The 17,297-nt window shown below is 59.1% G+C and carries 20 protein-coding genes; 11 read left to right on the plus strand and 9 right to left on the minus strand.

Going from position 1 to position 17,297, the window contains the following annotated elements:
• Positions 1 to 6: 6 nt before the first annotated feature.
• The 4 genes from ACR0BZ_RS00295 (at position 7) to ACR0BZ_RS00310 (ending at position 3,215) form a co-directional block, all read left to right on the plus strand.
• Entirely contained in the window at positions 7 to 882 is an 876-nt protein-coding gene (locus ACR0BZ_RS00295; RefSeq protein ID WP_480482282.1) for a F0F1 ATP synthase subunit gamma, read from the plus strand.
• A 20-nt stretch (positions 883 to 902) separates the two neighbouring features.
• The gene (gene atpD / locus ACR0BZ_RS00300) at positions 903 to 2,327 is read left to right on the plus strand and encodes a F0F1 ATP synthase subunit beta (protein ID WP_209504802.1); all 1,425 of its coding nucleotides are present in this window, start codon (positions 903 to 905) and stop codon (positions 2,325 to 2,327) included.
• 12 nt (positions 2,328 to 2,339) lie between these two features.
• Positions 2,340 to 2,750, plus strand: coding sequence for a F0F1 ATP synthase subunit epsilon (locus ACR0BZ_RS00305; protein WP_480565317.1), 411 nt, complete (start codon positions 2,340 to 2,342; stop codon positions 2,748 to 2,750).
• A 114-nt stretch (positions 2,751 to 2,864) separates the two neighbouring features.
• Positions 2,865 to 3,215, plus strand: coding sequence for an H-type lectin domain-containing protein (locus ACR0BZ_RS00310; protein ID WP_209504800.1), 351 nt, complete (start codon positions 2,865 to 2,867; stop codon positions 3,213 to 3,215).
• Between the two features lie 28 nt (positions 3,216 to 3,243).
• Here ACR0BZ_RS00310 and rpiB read toward each other — a convergent pair whose 3' ends face one another.
• A complete protein-coding gene (rpiB, locus tag ACR0BZ_RS00315; RefSeq protein WP_480487551.1) occupies positions 3,244 to 3,693 on the minus strand; it encodes a ribose 5-phosphate isomerase B in 450 nt (149 codons plus the stop codon).
• Between the two features lie 105 nt (positions 3,694 to 3,798).
• On the minus strand, positions 3,799 to 4,818 hold the full coding sequence (locus ACR0BZ_RS00320) for a ribose-phosphate pyrophosphokinase (RefSeq protein ID WP_209504798.1): 1,020 nt from the start codon (positions 4,816 to 4,818) through the stop codon (positions 3,799 to 3,801).
• Positions 4,819 to 4,925: 107 nt separating this feature from the next.
• Between ACR0BZ_RS00320 and ACR0BZ_RS00325 the strand changes: the two genes are divergently transcribed.
• Both ACR0BZ_RS00325 and ACR0BZ_RS00330 read left to right on the plus strand, forming a co-directional pair.
• A complete protein-coding gene (locus tag ACR0BZ_RS00325; RefSeq protein ID WP_480919154.1) occupies positions 4,926 to 5,528 on the plus strand; it encodes a DsbA family protein in 603 nt (200 codons plus the stop codon).
• Positions 5,529 to 5,542: 14 nt separating this feature from the next.
• Positions 5,543 to 6,358: an alpha/beta fold hydrolase gene (locus ACR0BZ_RS00330; protein ID WP_480919155.1), complete on the plus strand. Its 816-nt coding sequence runs from the start codon at positions 5,543 to 5,545 to the stop codon at positions 6,356 to 6,358.
• On the opposite strand, the gene ACR0BZ_RS00335 is transcribed toward ACR0BZ_RS00330, so the two are convergent.
• The 3 genes from ACR0BZ_RS00335 to ACR0BZ_RS00345 are packed head-to-tail and all read right to left on the minus strand — an operon-like array spanning position 6,345 to position 8,781.
• Positions 6,345 to 7,379, minus strand: coding sequence for a threonine aldolase family protein (locus tag ACR0BZ_RS00335; protein ID WP_480482272.1), 1,035 nt, complete (start codon positions 7,377 to 7,379; stop codon positions 6,345 to 6,347). The genes ACR0BZ_RS00330 and ACR0BZ_RS00335 overlap by 14 nt on opposite strands.
• Positions 7,379 to 7,852: a YcgN family cysteine cluster protein gene (locus ACR0BZ_RS00340; protein WP_209504795.1), complete on the minus strand. Its 474-nt coding sequence runs from the start codon at positions 7,850 to 7,852 to the stop codon at positions 7,379 to 7,381. The genes ACR0BZ_RS00335 and ACR0BZ_RS00340 overlap by 1 nt, the downstream gene beginning before the upstream one ends.
• The gene (locus tag ACR0BZ_RS00345; protein ID WP_480475451.1) at positions 7,849 to 8,781 is read right to left on the minus strand and encodes a bifunctional riboflavin kinase/FAD synthetase; all 933 of its coding nucleotides are present in this window, start codon (positions 8,779 to 8,781) and stop codon (positions 7,849 to 7,851) included. Before ACR0BZ_RS00345 ends, ACR0BZ_RS00340 begins: the two co-directional genes overlap by 4 nt.
• A gap of 261 nt (positions 8,782 to 9,042) precedes the next feature.
• Here ACR0BZ_RS00345 and ACR0BZ_RS00350 point away from each other — a divergent pair, with 261 nt between their 5' ends.
• Both ACR0BZ_RS00350 and ACR0BZ_RS00355 read left to right on the plus strand, forming a co-directional pair.
• The gene (locus tag ACR0BZ_RS00350; protein WP_480487559.1) at positions 9,043 to 9,624 is read left to right on the plus strand and encodes a methylenetetrahydrofolate reductase C-terminal domain-containing protein; all 582 of its coding nucleotides are present in this window, start codon (positions 9,043 to 9,045) and stop codon (positions 9,622 to 9,624) included.
• Positions 9,621 to 10,610: a methylenetetrahydrofolate reductase gene (locus ACR0BZ_RS00355; protein WP_480475455.1), complete on the plus strand. Its 990-nt coding sequence runs from the start codon at positions 9,621 to 9,623 to the stop codon at positions 10,608 to 10,610. Before ACR0BZ_RS00350 ends, ACR0BZ_RS00355 begins: the two co-directional genes overlap by 4 nt.
• A gap of 75 nt (positions 10,611 to 10,685) precedes the next feature.
• On the opposite strand, the gene ACR0BZ_RS00360 is transcribed toward ACR0BZ_RS00355, so the two are convergent.
• The 4 genes from ACR0BZ_RS00360 to ACR0BZ_RS00375 all read right to left on the minus strand — a co-directional run bounded on the left by ACR0BZ_RS00360 (position 10,686) and on the right by ACR0BZ_RS00375 (position 14,309).
• Entirely contained in the window at positions 10,686 to 11,129 is a 444-nt protein-coding gene (locus tag ACR0BZ_RS00360; RefSeq protein ID WP_267362989.1) for a MaoC family dehydratase, read from the minus strand.
• A 101-nt stretch (positions 11,130 to 11,230) separates the two neighbouring features.
• Positions 11,231 to 12,106, minus strand: coding sequence for a TIGR01459 family HAD-type hydrolase (locus ACR0BZ_RS00365; protein ID WP_480565326.1), 876 nt, complete (start codon positions 12,104 to 12,106; stop codon positions 11,231 to 11,233).
• Positions 12,107 to 12,297: 191 nt separating this feature from the next.
• Positions 12,298 to 13,218, minus strand: a complete 921-nt coding sequence (locus ACR0BZ_RS00370) for a manganese-dependent inorganic pyrophosphatase (protein ID WP_480475459.1) — start codon at positions 13,216 to 13,218, stop codon at positions 12,298 to 12,300.
• A 110-nt stretch (positions 13,219 to 13,328) separates the two neighbouring features.
• Positions 13,329 to 14,309, minus strand: coding sequence for a TraB/GumN family protein (locus ACR0BZ_RS00375; protein ID WP_480773769.1), 981 nt, complete (start codon positions 14,307 to 14,309; stop codon positions 13,329 to 13,331).
• Between the two features lie 109 nt (positions 14,310 to 14,418).
• On the opposite strand from ACR0BZ_RS00375, the gene ACR0BZ_RS00380 reads away from it, so the two are divergent.
• The 3 genes from ACR0BZ_RS00380 to groL all read left to right on the plus strand — a co-directional run bounded on the left by ACR0BZ_RS00380 (position 14,419) and on the right by groL (position 17,227).
• Entirely contained in the window at positions 14,419 to 15,093 is a 675-nt protein-coding gene (locus ACR0BZ_RS00380; protein ID WP_480487567.1) for a DUF2161 domain-containing phosphodiesterase, read from the plus strand.
• 152 nt (positions 15,094 to 15,245) lie between these two features.
• Positions 15,246 to 15,533: a co-chaperone GroES gene (groES, locus tag ACR0BZ_RS00385; RefSeq protein WP_170536247.1), complete on the plus strand. Its 288-nt coding sequence runs from the start codon at positions 15,246 to 15,248 to the stop codon at positions 15,531 to 15,533.
• Between the two features lie 53 nt (positions 15,534 to 15,586).
• Positions 15,587 to 17,227: a chaperonin GroEL gene (gene groL / locus ACR0BZ_RS00390; protein WP_480919156.1), complete on the plus strand. Its 1,641-nt coding sequence runs from the start codon at positions 15,587 to 15,589 to the stop codon at positions 17,225 to 17,227.
• Positions 17,228 to 17,297: the final 70 nt, after the last annotated feature.

The following is a 17,297-nucleotide window of genomic DNA, read 5'->3' on the forward strand; positions in this document are numbered from 1 at the left end:
GTTCCGATGCCTAGTCTGAAGGACCTTAAAAACAGGATCGAGTCGGTCAAATCGACCCGCAAGATCACCAAGGCCATGCAGATGGTCGCGGCCGCAAAACTGCGCCGCGCCCAGGAATCTGCCGAAGCCTCGCGCCCTTATGCCGAGCGGTTCAATGCCGTGATGGCGGGGCTGGCGGCGTCGGTTGGGGGCAGCGACAGCGCCCCCAAGCTGCTCCGTGGTACGGGCAGTGATGATGTCCATCTGCTGGTTGTGTTGACAGCTGAACGCGGCCTGTGTGGCGGCTTCAACTCGAACATCGCCAAGCTGGCCCGCCAGAAGGCGGAAGAGCTGCGCGGCAAGGGCAAGACGGTCAAGATTCTGACCGTCGGCAAGAAAGGCCGCGACGCGCTCAAGCGTGATTTTGGCGATCTGTTCGTTGGGCATGTGGACCTGAGCGAGGTCAAGCGTCTGGGTTATTCCAACGCGCAGGACATCGCAAAGGACATCCTGTCCCGCTTCGACGGGGGCGAGTTCGACGTTGCCACGATCTTCTACTCGAAGTTCGTCAACGTTGTGACCCAGATCCCGACGGCACAGCAAGTCATCCCCGCCTCGTTCGAGGAATCGGAAGGTGACGACAGCGGTGCCATTTTCGACTACGAGCCCAGCGAAGAGGCCATTCTGGCCGACCTGCTGCCCAAGGGGGTTGCGACCGCGATCTTCTCGGCTCTGCTCGAAAACGGAGCGTCTGAACAGGGCGCGCGGATGTCCGCAATGGACAACGCGACACGCAACGCGGGTGAGATGATCGACAAGCTGACGATCCAGTTCAACCGCTCGCGTCAGGCCGTGATCACCAACGAGCTGATTGAAATTATTTCCGGCGCCGAGGCGCTGTAGAGACAAACCGGAGACGAAACATGGCGAATGCAAAAGGCAAAGTCACACAGATCATCGGGGCCGTCGTCGACGTGCACTTCGAAGATCAGCTGCCTGAAATTCTGAACGCGCTGGAAACCACCAACAACGGCAAGCGCCTGGTGTTGGAAGTTGCTCAGCACCTGGGTGAAAACACTGTCCGCACCATCGCGATGGACGCGACCGAAGGTCTGGTCCGTGGCGAAGTGGTCACCGACACCGGCGCACCGATCTCGGTGCCGGTCGGCAATGCTACTCTGGGCCGCATCCTGAACGTGGTCGGCGAGCCGATCGACGAAAAAGGTCCGGTTGAGGCGACCGAAGCGCGCGCGATCCACCAGCCCGCACCGACCTTTGCCGAACAGTCGACCGAGTCCGAAGTACTGGTTACCGGCATCAAGGTGGTTGACCTGCTGGCCCCTTACGCCAAAGGCGGTAAGATCGGCCTGTTCGGCGGCGCCGGCGTTGGCAAAACCGTTCTGATCATGGAACTGATCAACAACATCGCAAAAGTGCACTCGGGCTTCTCGGTGTTTGCGGGTGTTGGTGAACGGACCCGTGAAGGCAACGACCTCTACCACGAGATGATCGAATCGAACGTGATCAAGCCGGACAACCTGTCGGAAAGCCAGGTGGCCCTGGTTTACGGTCAGATGAACGAACCTCCGGGTGCGCGTGCGCGTGTTGCTCTGACCGGTCTGACCCTGGCCGAGCAGTTCCGCGACCAGTCCGGTACCGACGTTCTGTTCTTCGTCGACAACATCTTCCGCTTCACGCAGGCGGGTTCCGAGGTTTCGGCTCTGCTGGGTCGTATCCCGTCCGCTGTGGGCTACCAGCCGACACTGGCCACCGACATGGGCGCCCTGCAGGAACGCATCACCTCGACAAAGGCCGGATCGATCACTTCGGTGCAGGCGATCTACGTGCCTGCGGACGACTTGACCGACCCCGCGCCGGCAACCTCGTTTGCGCACCTCGACGCGACCACCGTTCTCAACCGTGCGATCTCGGAAAAGGGTATCTACCCTGCGGTTGACCCGCTCGACTCGACCTCGCGCCTGCTCGACCCGGCCATCGTCGGGGAAGAGCACTACAAGGTTGCGACCGACGTTCAGCAGATCCTCCAGCGCTACAAGTCGCTGCAGGACATCATCGCCATCCTCGGCATGGACGAACTGTCGGAAGAGGACAAGCTGACCGTGGCCCGTGCCCGTAAGATCGAACGCTTCCTGTCGCAACCGTTCGACGTGGCCGAGGTCTTCACCGGCTCGCCGGGTGTTCAGGTTCCTCTGGATGTCACCATCTCGTCGTTCAAGGCCGTTGTGGCTGGCGAATACGATCACCTGCCCGAGGCAGCCTTCCTGATGGTTGGCGGCATCGACGAAGTGATCGCCAAAGCCGAAAAAATGGCAGCAGCAGCCGCCTAAGGAGTATCCCTGATGGCAAACACGATGCATTTCGACCTCGTCAGCCCCGAGCGGAGCCTTGCTTCGCTCGAGGTCACCGCGGTCCAGATTCCCGGCGCGGACGGGGACATGACGGCGATGCCCGATCACGCCCCCACCATCACAACGCTGCGCCCCGGTCTGCTGAAGGTTGAGGCACCCGAAGGGTCCAGCGAATACCTGGTCACCGGCGGGTTTGCCCAGATCAACGGCGACAGCCTGTCGGTTCTGGCCGAAAAGGCGGTTCCGGTTTCGGAAATCACCCGTTCGCATATGGACCAGCTGATTGCCGAGGCGCGCGCCTCGCACGAAGCGGCAAAAGGCGGCGACGATATGTCGATCGTCGACGAAGCCGCCAAGCTGCTGGCCGACATGGAAGCGCTTGGGACGCATATGAGCCTTTAATTGGCTTAACACTGAAAAACTGGAACGGCCTCGCAATTGCGGGGCCGTTTTTTTGTCGTGCTTTTGCCAGAAAGCCGGGGTAAGTTGCGGAAATTCAAGTATAATGATGAAAACATGAAAAAATTTCTGACCCATCCCATTGGCATCGATCAGGGTGAAAGTGTTCTGTTTTCGGAATTTGCCGAAGGCGGGGACATGTGGACTGGCGAAGGCCCCCGCGAACGTCGGAAACCCATCCAATTCAAGGACACGTTTCTTAGCCCGCCCATGGTTCAGATCGGGATTTCCCTTTGGGATGTCGACACATCATCAGCCCTGCGCGCCGAGGTTCAGGCAGAAAACATCACCTCGGAAGGGTTTGAAGCGGTGTTTCGGACATGGTCCGACACGCGGATTGCCCGCATCCGGATCAGCTGGACTGCGTTTGGAGAGGTGGCACACCCGGACGACTGGAACATTTCCTGATCCGGGGCTTACAGGACAGGCGCAGGACTCAGTCGTCTTGCGCTTCGATCATATCGACCCGTGTGGCGTGGCGGCCACCTTCGAATTCGGCACCCAGAAACGCATCCACAATATCCAGCGCCTGACCTTCGCCGACAACGCGCGCGCCAATCGACAGCATGTTGGCATTGTTGTGCTGGCGGATCATCCGCGCAGAAAACGCATCCGAACAGACACCGCAGCGAATGCCGGGCACCTTGTTTGCGGCCATCATGATGCCCTGACCCGTGCCGCAGAGGATAATGCCCAATCCGCAATCCCCCGAAGCCACGGCCAGTGCCGCGGCCTTGCCGTGTTTGGGGTAATGGGTGCTTTCAGGGGTCGTCGGGCCGATATCGACCACGTCCCAGCCTTGCTGCGCGATGTGGTTGGCCACGGCCTGACGCAGCTCGATTGCCGCGTGGTCGCTGGAAAGAACAATGCGTTTGTTGCCAGTCATGGAGATCGGTCCACTTGTGTCGTTGATCGCGCACATGGGTCAGGCTTGTGCGCAATCGATGGTTCAAAAAGAAAGGGACGACACATCCCGTCGCCCCGTCCAAACTCAATCCATCTGGTACATGGATTCGTAGATCGGCGTCAGTGTCTTGTCTTCGAACAGGGATGACACGCTGGTTCCGTTCCAGATGTTCAGGATCGCCTGCGTAAAGATAGGCGCGGTCGGAACAATGCGGATGTTCTTGGCGCCCAAAATCTCTTTGGTCGGTTGGATCGTGTCGGTCAGCACCAGCGACTTCATCACCGAATTTGTCACCCGTTCCACCGCAGGGCCGCTCATGACGCCATGCGTGATGTAGGAATGAACTTCTTTCGCACCGTTATCCAGAAGCACCTGCGCCGCCTTGCACAGCGTTCCGGCGGTGTCGCACATGTCGTCGACGATCAGACAGATCTTGTCCTTCACATCCCCGATCACGGTCATCTCGGCGACTTCGCCCGCTTTCTCGCGGCGCTTGTCCACGATCGACAGAGGGGCGTTGATCCGCTTGGCCAGTTCACGCGCGCGGGCAACGCCGCCCACGTCGGGTGAAACCACCATGATTTCATCCAGATTTCCCTTGAACTGATGCTTCACATCCAGCGCAAAGATGGGCGAGGCATAAAGGTTGTCCACGGGCATATCGAAAAAGCCCTGAATCTGGGCCGCGTGCAGGTCCATTGTCAGGATCCGTTCGATCCCGGCCCCGGTCAGCATGTTGGCCACCAGCTTGGCGCTGATGGGCGTGCGGGCCTTGGTGCGACGGTCCTGACGAGCGTACCCGAAATACGGGATCACGGCAGTGATCCGCTGCGCGGACGACCGGCGCAGGGCATCTGCGATGATCAGCAGTTCCATCAGGTTGTCATTGGCCGGGTTCGAGGTCGGCTGGATAATGAACATATCCTCGCCGCGCACATTCTCGAACACCTCGACGAAAATCTCACCGTCGTTGAACCGTTCGACACGCGCATCGACCAGACCCTGATCAACGCCTCGGTACAGGCTCATGCGGCGTGCGATGGCTTGGGCAAGCGGAAGGTTGGCGTTCCCAGCGATAAGCTTGGGTTCGTGAAGTGTCGGCATCGGCTGAAGTCCCCGGGCAGCAATGGCAATGTGACAGAATCGTGATGTTGACACCGCTTAGCATGGCCTTACCGTCCCGCAAAGGTAACGCAGCGGAGAAAGTGCACATGACCCAGATTGACTACTTTTTTGCGACACTCTCGCCCTATTCCTATCTGGCAGGGATGCGGCTGGAAGAAATCGCGGCGAAACACGGCGCGACGATCAACTATAAGCCGCTGGACATTATCGCCCTGTTCGCGCGCACCGGGGGGACCCCTCCGAAAGACCGGCATATCTCTCGTATCGAGTACCGCGCACAGGAGCTGCTGCGCCAATCGAAGAATCTGGGGATGGAGTTCAATCTGAAACCCGCGCACTGGCCGACCAACATGGCCCTGTCATCTTATGCGGTTATTGCCGCGATCAAGGACGGCTCGGGCGATGTGGGTAAGCTGTGTCATAGCTTCCTTCGCGCCTGCTGGGCCGAGGAAAAGGATATCGCACAGGACGATGTCATCCGCGAATGCCTGACGCAAGCCGGGTTTGATCCCGGTCTGGCGGACAGCGGCTTGCTGGTGGGGGCAGAAACCTATGCCGCCAACCTCGAGGAAGCCGTGGACCGGGGTGTCTTCGGCGCACCGTTCTACATCACGCCCGACGACCAGCGGTTCTGGGGTCAGGACAGGCTGGACGATCTGGACCGGCATCTGGCCGAGATGAACGGGTGACGGTCAGGGCCACGATGCAATCCGTTTTCGTCAGGCACTTGGGTGAGGGGAAGCGGAAACTGCTCGCCCTCCATTGCACGATTGCGCATTCCGGTGCCTGGTCAGGTTTGGCCAGTGCGCTGAATGGCTGTGCGACATTTGTTGCCCCGGATATGCTGTCGCATGGGCGCAGCCCGGATTGGGGCGGGCAGGTTGATTTCTTTGACGCAGTGACAAGACCGGCCTTGGCTGAATTGACGAAACCCATGGATCTGATCGGGCATTCCTTTGGGGCGATGATCGCACTCAGGTTGGCGATTGAACATCCCGAGCGCGTGCGCAGCCTGATCCTGATCGAACCCGTGTTCTTTGCAGTTGCGAAACAGGATGCGCCGCTGTTGTTCGAACAGCACGAACGGGACTCCGAGCCGGTCAATGCGGCCTTCGCATCTGGTGACAAGGTTTTGGCCGCGCGCCTGTTCAACAGGGCGTGGAGCACGAAGATCAGCCCCAAATGGCCTGATTTGCCCGAACGCACGCGGGCAAATATGGTGCGTGGAATCGATGCGGTTCCGGCTGTGCAGCCTGTGCTCTACGATGATCAGGCAGGGTTGCTTGACGCCGATCAGCTTCGGCGTGCATCGATGCCGACCCTGCTGCTGAGCGGGTCAGAGACGCCGCCGGTGATCCACGCGATTTGCGCAGGGCTGAAACGGCGCCTGCCTGATGCACGCCATGAACGCATCAACGGCGCAGGGCACATGCTGCCGATTTCACACCCTGATGAAACCGGCGCTTTGCTGCGGGCGTTCTGGCAGGCCAACGCCCCGTTAGGCGTTAAAGCAGATTGAGAAACTGATCGATCTCCGCCGCTCCGATGGACCAGTCGCAAACCAGCCTGCACGCGAGGTTTTCGTTTTCATCCTCGCCGTCCAGCTCTGCCCCCCAAAGGTGATAAACCGCGCCGGCCTCATGCAGCTGCTTGTGCTTCGCGCGTGGGAATGAGGCAAAGATCATATTGGCCTGCGGTTCGTGCAGAAACGCGGCCCCCTTGGCGCGCAAACCTTCGGCCAAGCGGGCGCAGTTGTCATTGGCCTGACGTGCCATCTTCAGCCACAGGTCGTCTTCCAGATAGGCCGCCATCTGAGCGGACAGATAGCGGTGCTTGGAAAACAGATGCGCCCCGCGCTTGCGCCGCAGCTCAAACTCCCAGGCTTTGCTTTCATCAAAGAACACCACCGCCTCGACACCCATCAGACCGTTCTTGGTGCCACCAAAACTGACAGCATCCACACCTGCTTTCCACGTCATATCCGCCGGGGAACAGTTCAGCGCAACCAACGCGTTGGTAAAGCGCGCGCCGTCCAGATGTACAGGCAGGCCGTACGTCTTGGCGACCCCGCACAGGGCCTGCAACTCTGCCAGCGAATAAACCGATCCGCGCTCGGTCACTTGTGTGATCGACACGGGTCCGCGCTGCGGCCCATGTACGCCGCGTGTTTCTTCACCCAGAATTGACCCGCGCAGCGCCTCAGGGGTCATCTTGTCTCCGCCCGGAACCAGGGTCAGCTTGGCGCCGCTGTAAAACTCCGGTGCGTTGCATTCGTCCTCGTGGATATGCGCGACTGGGGAACAGAAAACCGTTTCCCAAGGCTTTGACAATGTTGCAAGGGCCAGAGAATTCGCGGCTGTCCCCGTCGCCACCAGATAGACCGCAGCACCCGGAGCCTCGAAGATGCTGCGGATACGGTCGCGCACCTCGTTCATCAGCGTATCCGCACCATAGGCCATCTGATAGCCCTGATTGACCTCGGCCAGCCTGGCCATGACCTGCGGATGAACCGGCCCGGAATTGTCAGACGCGAAATGCATCAGCTTGGCTCCTCGATTATGTAATCTTCCCACTCTTCCATGGGTGTCTCAAACTCGGACACTGTGCGCCCCTGAACCGAGACCCCGGCGGCATGCACACTGTCCGCTGTACCAGATATCAACGGGTGCCAGTCGTAAAGCGGTTTGCCTTCCCACAGCAACCGATACGCGCAGGTTTGTGGCAACCAATAGGCATGTTCGTCGATATTGTCGGGGGTCATGACGATGCATTCGGGCACGAATTGATGCCGGATGTCGTATTGTACGCAGCGGCAGCTTTCGTCATCCAACAGGCGGCACGCGACGCAGGTCAGGGCAACCTCGCCCGTGTCTTCATCTTCCAGCTTGTTCAGGCAGCATTTGCCGCAGCCATCACATAACGCCTCCCACTCGCGCTGGTTCATTTGGCGCAGGGGTTTGCGCTCCCAAAACCGGGCAGGCAGGCCCGTGCGTTCAATCGGATCAACACTCATAGGGTGGTCAATATACCGCGGGCCTGTTTGCAGTCGGCATCCATCTGCGTGATCAGACTCTCCAGCCCGTCAAATGTCATCTCGGGGCGCAGAAAGTCGATCAGACCCACCGACAGCGTCGCCCCGTACAGATCGCCCGAAAAGTCGAACAGGAAGGTTTCGATATTGGGCACCTGGCCGTTAAACATCGGACGTACCCCGATCGAGGCCGCGCCGTGATAGCTGCCTTTATGCGGCCCATCCAACACGTCCACCAATACGGCGTAGACACCGAACTTTGGCGGGTGCAGCCCTTCGATGGACATATTCGCGGTGGGAAAGCCCAACTCGCGCCCGCGCTGTTCGCCCCCGATCACTTCGCCTTCGATCCGGTGCCAGTGTCCCAGCATCGCGGCTGCGTCCCGTGGTCGGCCGTCGCTCAGCGCGGTGCGAATGGCGGTTGAGGACACAACGTTTTCCGACCGTTCCATCAAAGGCGCAATCGTCACGCCGAACCCCATGTCCCGCCCGAACCGCACCAGATCCTGCGCCGTGCCGCTGCGGCCCTTGCCAAAGCAGAAATCGGCCCCCACCACGACATGCGACAGGCCCAGCCCGTCGCAGATCACGTTGCGTGCAAACTCTTCCGGCGATAGCCCTGCCAGCGCGGCGTTGAACGGCAGTTCATACAGCTTCTCTACGCCCAGCTTTTCCAGCCGGTGCGCCCGCGCATTGCCCCGCATCAGGCGGAACGGAGGCGTGTCCGGCGCAAAATACTCCCGCGGATGCGGCTCGAAGGTCAACACACCCAGCGGCGCGTCTGGCGCAGCATTACGGGCCAGTTCGATGACCGACTGGTGCCCCAAATGAACGCCGTCGAAATTCCCGATTGCCACGCTGGCGCCGCGATCTTCTGGCTGGACGAACTGGATATCCCGGATGATGTGCATAGACGATTGCGTAGCGGCGCGAGTCAATTTGTTCAAGCGGCAGTTTGAATTCCAAGAATGCGATCCTGCGAATGAGCTTTGAACATTTCGCTTGGCCGGGAAAATGCACGAGGCCAATCCAAGTATTTCAGGTCAGGCGCCTCCAACCGCTTGATTCAAAAAAAACTCTGGGTTTAGACTGAAAATCCGGTCCCCTGGATTTAGGCGCACCGGATCAAAGCCCGGCCAGGTTCGAACGAACCCAGCACAGGAGGCAGACCCATGTACCGAATGCGACTGTTCGCGATTCGTCATGCCCGCACTTTCGAGTGGATCTATAAATGTGTCGAACGCGGCATGGTCGCGATGGACCCGCTATTTGCAAAGATCGGATATAACCGCGTCGAACGCCCCATCGCACTGGTCGAGAAGGGCGTCAAAACCCTGTTGTTCGATTGCAAGATGTGCGGGCAATGCGTGTTGTCATCCACCGGCATGTCCTGCCCGATGAACTGCCCAAAGCAATTGCGCAATGGCCCATGTGGCGGCGTACGTCCCGGCGAGTTTTGTGAGGTGAAGCCGGATATGAAATGTGTCTGGGCCCTGGCTTGGAACGGAGCCAGCCGCATGCGGAACGGAGCCGACAAGATAAAAGAAGTTCTGCCACCGGTGGAGCACACGTTGAAAGGCTCGTCATCCTGGTTGCGGGTCAGCCGCGAGATTGCAGCGCACGAGCGCGAGACCCGGGATGCTGCCCGATTGGCGCTGGCCGAGGCATTCCCCGAAGCGCGCGAGAATGAACCTTCTGCGGCACCACTGGCCGCCGAACCACCCAACGCGATAAACCGGGAACTGAAGAAATGAGTGATACCCATCGCAACGAGGTGGAGCCGATTGGCTATGTTCCGGTTCCCCAAGGATATGTGTCGCACAGCCGGTTGGAAAAGGTACTCCGTTCAGGCCGTTTCGCAGTCACAGCCGAATTGAACCCACCCGACAGTGCCGACCCTGAGGATGTTTTTCAGGCGGCCCAACCGCTTGGTGAAGTGGCTGACGCGATCAATGCAACCGATGCTTCGGGCGCGAACTGTCACATGTCCTCGATTGGGATTTGTGCCTTGCTGACGCGCGCGGGTTATTCTCCGGTCTATCAGATTTCCTGCCGCGACCGGAACCGGATTGCCATTCAGGGCGATGTTCTGGGGGCTGCGGCGTTGGGCGTCAGTAACGTGCTGTGCCTGACCGGCGACGGCGTCGGCGTCGGGGATCAGCCGGGGGCAAAACCGGTTTTCGATTTCGATTCCCTTACCCTGCTGCGGACGATCCGCACGATGCGCGATCAGGGAATGTTCCTTTCTGGTCGTAAGATCACGCGCCCGCCGCAACTGTTCCTTGGTGCTGCCGAAAACCCCTGCATACCACCTTATGACTGGCGACCTGATCGTCTGGCAAAGAAGGTTGAGGCCGGGGCCGAGTATATTCAAACCAATTACATCTACGACATTCCGCTGTTCGAGAAATTCATGGCGCGGGTGAGGGATGCGGGACTGGACAAGAAAGTGTTCATCATCGCGGGCGTCGGCCCCATCGCGTCAGCGCGTGCGGCACGCTGGATGCGCAGCAATGTTCCCGGCATTCACATCCCCGATCAGGTCATCGAGCGGATGGAGAAAGCCGAAAAGCCAGCTGACGAGGGCAAGAAGATCTGTATCGAACTGATCCAGCAGATCCGCGATATCGCGGGGGTGTCCGGCGTTCATGTGATGGCTTACAGGCGCGAACACGTGGTGTCAGAGATCATTCTGGAATCCGGTGCGTTGAAAGGGCGAAAACGCGCCCGCCCGTCCTGAAAGGCACAGGCAAAAAACAGCGTCCAAACAAAAAAGGCGCCGGTCGGGCGCCTTTTGCATGGAAGTGTTCGCCGATCAGTCGAACTTGCGCGACGGGGCCAGTACCATGGCTTCACCGATCAGAACCTTCTTGCCCTCGACCGAGCAATGGCAATCCAGTTTGACGCGACGCTTGGAAAAGTCGATGTCGATAACTTTGACCTCGGCGTAAACCATGTCACCGGGGCGCACGGGGGCCAGGAACTTCAGTGACTGCCCCATATAGACCGTGCCATGGCCCGGCAGTTGTTCGCCAATCACGGCCGAAATCAGCCCAGCTGTCAGCATCCCGTGCGCGATGCGCCCTTCGAAGATTGTATCGCGGGCATAATCATCATCCAGATGCACCGGATTCCGGTCTGTCGAGATCTGCGCAAACATCTCGATATCTTCGTCCGTCACCACTTTGCGCAGGTGGCGGGACATGCCCATTTCGATGTCTTCGATACAGATCGTTCCGCGTGGAAGATTGTCCAACATGTTGCCCTCACTCGAAATCGACCGAGAAAGAAAAAACCACTATCCGGCCTAGGTTGGCAACTTTATTACTTCGCAGTTGCAGAAAATCAAGTCTTTTCTTGCTACCTCAATCGACCGATTGTGTAGGTCGGGTTGATCTTTTCCCTTTCGATATAAGCTGTTAGGGATTCGTGATCCGGATGGTGCGACGTTTTTGTCTCAGCCGCCGCCAGCCCGCCCGAAATGAACAGGGAATCAATGCCTTCACCCATGCCCCCCAGAATGTCCGTATGGGGGCCGTCGCCGATCACCAGAATGTCGCCGTCCGGGATATCATGGCCCAGTTCCTGCAACCTGCGGCGCGCCAGATCGTAGATCGGCGGGTGCGGTTTGCCGAAATACAGGCTCTCGCCGCCCATCTCGGTATAGAGCTTTGCCAAAGCGCCGGCACACCATTCGCGCACCTCGCCGCGATCGACAACAATATCGGGGTTTGCGCATAGCAGCTTCATGCCCATCTGCTTGGCATAGAGGAAATCGGGGCGGTTCACGTCCGGGTCAGCCATCGGATCAAAGGGACCACAGCAGACGATCCCTTCGGCCTCTCTTAGCGGGACACGTTCGATATGGATCGGGTGGTGCAGCAGTTTCAGTGGCTCGAAAAAGCCCGCATCGCGCTGCCATTCCCCCATGAAGTAAACCTTGTGCCCGACAGCGCCACGGAACATCGCCGACCGCGCGGAATCGCCGCTGGTGGCAATGGTGTCATAGGCGTCTGCGGGAACATTGAACTGCACCAGTTGCTCGGCCACACCCGCGCGGGGTTTGGGCGAGTTCGTGACCAGCACGACAAGCCCCCCGTCCGCGCGATAGGCTTGAAGGGCTGCAACAGCTTCGGGATAGGCCGTGATCCCGTTGTGAACGCACCCCCACAGATCGACAAACAACGCTTTGTAGCGGGCAGAGATTTCGGAAAGCGCGTGAACGATCTGGGTCATATGTGGCCTCAAGCTGAAACTGCACGAGCCTTATGACCGATTGGCAAGGGATTGGCCACCAATCGATAGGTGGCCACCCTGTATTTCATCTGTCGGGTACAGGTCTGCCCAAGCGCAATGCCGGATGCGCAGGCCGAAGACCAATAATGCGGGGTCCGTTTTACTCAGAACGACAGACCCCGCGTGTTTCTTCAGACCTTCAGGTTCGGAATGATCTGCTTTTTACGGCTCATGATGCCCGGCAGAACCACAGCGTCGCCATCGACGGATGCGCCAAAGCTTTTCTCGGCAACGGTTTTGACCAGATCGTTGGGCACCAGCAGAGTGGCTTCCTCGTTCAGGATATCGACGACGAACAGCAGCACCTGATCGACACCGTCTTCCTTGGCGACATCCACCATCGAACCCGCCAGGCTTGCCTTGCGGTCCAGAATGACGCCCGGCGCAGTGGTTTCCAGAACCGAAACGCGGAATTTGGTGCCATCGACCTCGTATTCCTTGCTGTCCATGCGGATCAGTTCGGCATCCGAGAAGGACGAGACATCCGATTTCGCCGCAAACATGTCTGCCGCGTAAGCCGAGATATCCAGCTCCAGCTCGGCTGCCAGCCGCTCAGCAACCTCGCGGTCATGGGGCGTGGTGGTGGGCGAGCGGAATTCCAGCGTGTCCGAGAGGATGCAGGTCAGTGCCGCGCCCTTGATGGCATCGGGCATCTTGGCCGCATCGTCGCCCATCAGGTCGACCATGATGGTGGCCGTGCAGGCCAGCGGGCGCACGGTGATGTCGATCGGGCCTTTGGTTTCCAGACCACCGACCAGCTTGTGGTGGTCGATGATGGCGCGGATGTCCGCGTCATTGACATTGGCGGGCAGTTCGGCGGGGTTGTTGGTGTCGACGATGACCACCGGAGTGTCCGCGGCCAGATCGTCCAGGATGCGCGGTTTGGGCAGGTCCCAGTTGTCCAGCATGAATGCCGCTTCGGTGTTGGGTTCGCCCAACAGCACGGGCTCGGCCTGCACACCTTTGATTTCGTTAAGGTACCACGACCACAGGATCGGCGAGCCTGTGGAATCGGTGTCGGGGGATTTGTGGCCAAATACGAGCGTTGTCATGTCAGCGTCCTGCGGAATGGAAATTTGCGCGCCTTATAGGGCGGACAAACGTCCTTGTCACGCCACAGCAGCCCGTCTGCGACGCTTGGTCTGAAAACCGCTGAACCGGCTTAGAAAGCGGCGCGTGTCAGCGTGTATCCGGCCTGCCACAGCTGGTTCAGCAAACCGTGATCGTCACTCAGATGACCTGCGCCGACCGCGATCACTGCCGTCTGATCCGTGATGGCCAGAATATGCTCCATCCACAGGGCATTCCGCTGGACCAGCATCTGCTGCTCGAACCCGTTCCATTCCTCATCGAAGACGTCCCGGCTCAGCCCGGATTCCTCGAACCCCTGCAGGCGGGCAAATTGTATGATCTCGGCGTGCTTTTCTTCCAGATATCCATTGGCCATGGTGGCCAGTTGATCGTTGCTTCCCATCATCGCCCCGGACAGGCGCACCAGTGACTCGACCTGCTGTTCCAACGGGTGGCTGTCGAACATGGCGATCAGGTCGTCGATACGTTCCAGCGAGTGTTGCGGAATGCCGTTTTCTGCGGCCAGATCATTCAGGCGGGCGTCCATGCCGTAGGTCCCGTTCGGATCTTCCATCATGCAGGGCGGGATGCTCAGCATCATGCTCAAGAACCACGGTCGCATTTTGGCCGCCATCCAGCCGGGAATGCCGCGCTGGTTCAACGCGGTCGAGAATGCGGCCCAGTCTTCATCTCCCATCAGGTCGATCAGGGTCGGCCCGGATGTGATCATTACAGCGTTGAGATTATTGGCCAGGTTTTTTTCGAATGCGTCCATGTCAGTCTGGGTGACTTCGAAATAGAACGCGTCAGCCTTGCTCAGGTCCGGAGACAGGCGTTCAACCACCTTTTCCATGCGTTCGTCATACGTGTGCAGGGTGCCAATGATGTGCAGAACCGTGTCATCCTTGCGCGCAATCCAGTGGTTGCCTTCCGGAAAGGGGATGTCCGCCACCGCGCGCTGCAACTCGGCCCGCGCGTCATCCGACAGCTGCGGGCGCAGGTCCTGCCCATCGCACGCAGCCGCAGCCGTGATCGGGGCCAGTAGAAAAGCAAGAAATGTCAGCAGGCGCATGAACCCATCCGGTGTTGTGTCATCAAGGTGTTCCAGACATAGCCATGCCTGCGACCCATGTTCAAGCAACCCGTCTGGTATTCCTCAACAATCTGCGTAGCATAGGCCCATGAACCGCGAGCAGGACCTCTATCCCCCGATCAAGGCGCTCTTGGAGCGTCAGGGATACATCGTCAAAGGAGAAGTGGGCGCTGCCGACATCGTCGCGATGCGCGAAGACGAGCCGCCTGTGATTGTCGAGCTCAAGCTCAGGTTCACGCTGTCCCTGTTCCATCAGGCAATTGCCCGCCTGAAACTCACGGATCAGGTCTATATCGGGGTCAGCAAACCCACCGGGCGCACGGCCCGACGGGCGCTCAGGGACAATATTGCGCTGTGCCGCAGGCTTGGTCTGGGTCTGATCACCGTGCGTTCCGATGGCACGGTCGAGGTGCAATGCGATCCGGGCCCCTATGCGCCGCGCAAGAACAAGGCCAGGGCGGCGCGGCTGCTGCGCGAATTCGACCGGCTGGAGGGCGACCCCAATTCCGGGGGCGCGACACGTCATGGGATCGTGACGGCCTACCGCCAGGATGCGCTGAAATGCGCGGCCTTTCTGGCCGAACACGGCCCGGCCAAAGGGGGCGAGGTCGCCAGATCGGTGGGTGTTCCGGTCGCCACCCGGTTGATGCGGGAAAATCACTATGGCTGGTTCGAGAAGGTTGAAAAAGGTGTCTACGCACTTACCTCTGAGGGAACAGACGGCTTGAAACACTGGGCCTACAGCTGGGAACAGGCCGACTAGGCCGTTCTCAAAAAAATCCCAAACACCTTGTTGACTCGGCGTTTTAGACTCCCTAGCTATGCGTCGTTATCACTCACACACACCGAGTGCTAACGCCTCGTCGAATGGCGAGGGGAGGATAAACAAAACTTTGAGCCCAAGGAGCTGCAAAGATGGCATTGAAACCGCTTCATGACCGTGTGCTGGTTCGCCGTACCGAAAGCGATGAAAAAACCGCCGGCGGACTGATCATTCCTGACAGCGCAAAAGAAAAGCCCAGCGAAGGCGAAGTCGTCGCAACCGGCGAAGGCGCGCGCAAGGACAGCGGCGAGCTGATCGCAATGGCGGTCAAGGCTGGCGACAAGATCCTGTTCGGCAAATGGTCGGGCACCGAGGTCCAGGTCGACGGCGAAGAGCTGCTGATGATGAAAGAAAGCGACATCATGGGGATCATCGAGTAAGCCCGCGCTTTCTCTGATCTTCCACTCAACACATTTTCTCAAGGAGAAACGACATGGCTGCAAAGGACGTCAAGTTCGACACCGATGCCCGCAACAAGATGCTGAAAGGCGTCAACATTCTGGCGGATGCTGTCAAAGTGACCCTGGGCCCTAAAGGCCGCAACGTGGTTTTGGACAAATCCTTCGGCGCACCGCGCATCACCAAAGACGGTGTTTCGGTTGCTAAGGAAATCGAACTGGAAGACAAGTTCGAAAACATGGGCGCGCAGATGGTGAAAGAAGTCGCCAGCCGCACCAATGACGAAGCCGGTGACGGCACCACCACCGCGACCGTTTTGGCGCAGGCCATCGTAAAAGAAGGCCTGAAGCAGGTTGCAGCGGGCCTGAACCCGATGGACCTGAAGCGCGGCATCGACCTGGCAACCGCCAAAGTTGTCGAAGGCATCCGTGCTGCTTCGCGCGAAGTCAAAGACTCGGCAGAAGTTGCTCAGGTTGGCACCATCTCGGCCAACGGCGAAGCTGAAATTGGCCAGCAGATCGCGGACGCGATGCAGAAGGTTGGCAACGAAGGCGTTATCACCGTCGAAGAAAACAAAGGTCTGGAAACCGAGACCGATGTTGTCGAAGGTATGCAGTTCGACCGCGGCTATCTGTCGCCTTACTTCGTCACCAACGCAGACAAGATGGTGGCCGAGCTCGACGACTGCATGATCCTGCTGCACGAAAAGAAACTGTCCTCGCTGCAGCCGATGGTTCCGCTGCTCGAGCAGGTGATCCAGTCGCAAAAGCCGCTGCTGATCATTGCAGAAGACGTTGAAGGCGAAGCGCTGGCAACTCTGGTTGTCAACAAACTGCGCGGCGGCCTGAAAATTGCTGCTGTCAAGGCACCGGGCTTCGGCGACCGCCGCAAAGCCATGCTGCAAGACATCGCAATCCTGACCGGTGGTCAGGTGATCAGCGAAGATCTGGGCATGAAGCTTGAGAATGTCACCATGGACATGCTGGGCACCGCCAAGAAGATCGAGATCAGCAAAGACGAAACCACCATCGTCGACGGTGCTGGCGAGAAAGCCGAGATCGAAGCACGTGTTGCTCAGATCCGCACCCAGATCGAAGAAACCTCGTCGGATTACGACCGTGAAAAACTGCAGGAACGCGTTGCCAAACTGGCAGGCGGTGTTGCCGTTATCCGCGTCGGCGGCATGACCGAAGTTGAAGTGAAAGAGCGTAAGGACCGTGTGGACGATGCTCTGAACGCAACACGCGCAGCCGTTCAGGAAGGCGTCGTTGTAGGCGGTGGTGTTGCTCTGGTTCAGGCCGGTAAAGCACTGGAATCGCTGAAAGGCGCAAACGCTGATCAGGACGCAGGCATCAACATCGTGCGCAAGGCCATCGAAGCGCCGCTGCGCCAGATCGCCGAAAACGCAGGCGTTGACGGTGCGGTTGTTGCAGGCAAAGTGCGCGAATCTTCGGATCCGGCCTTTGGCTTCAATGCTCAGACCGAAGAATATGGCGACATGTTCTCGTTCGGCGTGATCGACCCGGCCAAAGTTGTCCGTACCGCTCTGGAAGATGCGGCATCGGTTGCCGGCCTGCTGGTCACCACCGAAGCGATGGTTGCAGACAAGCCGCAAAAAGATGCGCCTGCTGGTGGCGGCATGCCCGACATGGGCGGCATGGGCGGCATGATGTAAGCACGTCGAATTCGCCTAAGCGAATTCTGACGACCCCTGACAGGCGTTTGGCTGCAAGGTCAGGCTGTCG

The sequence above is a fragment of the Ruegeria sp. P8 genome (assembly GCF_056534665.1).

Excerpts from the sequence above, each read along its gene's own strand:
- groL (WP_480919156.1), top strand. The coding sequence starts at position 15,587 with ATGGCTGCAAAGGACGTCAAGTTCGACACCGATGCCCGCAACAAGATG.
- ACR0BZ_RS00320 (WP_209504798.1), bottom strand. The coding sequence starts at position 4,818 with ATGCCGACACTTCACGAACCCAAGCTTATCGCTGGGAACGCCAACCTT.
- ACR0BZ_RS00305 (WP_480565317.1), top strand. The coding sequence starts at position 2,340 with ATGGCAAACACGATGCATTTCGACCTCGTCAGCCCCGAGCGGAGCCTT.
- atpD (WP_209504802.1), top strand. The coding sequence starts at position 903 with ATGGCGAATGCAAAAGGCAAAGTCACACAGATCATCGGGGCCGTCGTC.
- ACR0BZ_RS00340 (WP_209504795.1), bottom strand. The coding sequence starts at position 7,852 with ATGAGTGTTGATCCGATTGAACGCACGGGCCTGCCTGCCCGGTTTTGG.
- ACR0BZ_RS00295 (WP_480482282.1), top strand. The coding sequence starts at position 7 with ATGCCTAGTCTGAAGGACCTTAAAAACAGGATCGAGTCGGTCAAATCG.
- ACR0BZ_RS00330 (WP_480919155.1), top strand. The coding sequence starts at position 5,543 with ATGCAATCCGTTTTCGTCAGGCACTTGGGTGAGGGGAAGCGGAAACTG.
- ACR0BZ_RS00310 (WP_209504800.1), top strand. The coding sequence starts at position 2,865 with ATGAAAAAATTTCTGACCCATCCCATTGGCATCGATCAGGGTGAAAGT.
- ACR0BZ_RS00355 (WP_480475455.1), top strand. The coding sequence starts at position 9,621 with ATGAGTGATACCCATCGCAACGAGGTGGAGCCGATTGGCTATGTTCCG.
- rpiB (WP_480487551.1), bottom strand. The coding sequence starts at position 3,693 with ATGACTGGCAACAAACGCATTGTTCTTTCCAGCGACCACGCGGCAATC.
- ACR0BZ_RS00380 (WP_480487567.1), top strand. The coding sequence starts at position 14,419 with ATGAACCGCGAGCAGGACCTCTATCCCCCGATCAAGGCGCTCTTGGAG.
- ACR0BZ_RS00360 (WP_267362989.1), bottom strand. The coding sequence starts at position 11,129 with ATGTTGGACAATCTTCCACGCGGAACGATCTGTATCGAAGACATCGAA.
- ACR0BZ_RS00335 (WP_480482272.1), bottom strand. The coding sequence starts at position 7,379 with ATGCATTTCGCGTCTGACAATTCCGGGCCGGTTCATCCGCAGGTCATG.
- ACR0BZ_RS00325 (WP_480919154.1), top strand. The coding sequence starts at position 4,926 with ATGACCCAGATTGACTACTTTTTTGCGACACTCTCGCCCTATTCCTAT.
- groES (WP_170536247.1), top strand. The coding sequence starts at position 15,246 with ATGGCATTGAAACCGCTTCATGACCGTGTGCTGGTTCGCCGTACCGAA.
- ACR0BZ_RS00350 (WP_480487559.1), top strand. The coding sequence starts at position 9,043 with ATGTACCGAATGCGACTGTTCGCGATTCGTCATGCCCGCACTTTCGAG.
- ACR0BZ_RS00365 (WP_480565326.1), bottom strand. The coding sequence starts at position 12,106 with ATGACCCAGATCGTTCACGCGCTTTCCGAAATCTCTGCCCGCTACAAA.
- ACR0BZ_RS00345 (WP_480475451.1), bottom strand. The coding sequence starts at position 8,781 with ATGCACATCATCCGGGATATCCAGTTCGTCCAGCCAGAAGATCGCGGC.
- ACR0BZ_RS00375 (WP_480773769.1), bottom strand. The coding sequence starts at position 14,309 with ATGCGCCTGCTGACATTTCTTGCTTTTCTACTGGCCCCGATCACGGCT.
- ACR0BZ_RS00370 (WP_480475459.1), bottom strand. The coding sequence starts at position 13,218 with ATGACAACGCTCGTATTTGGCCACAAATCCCCCGACACCGATTCCACA.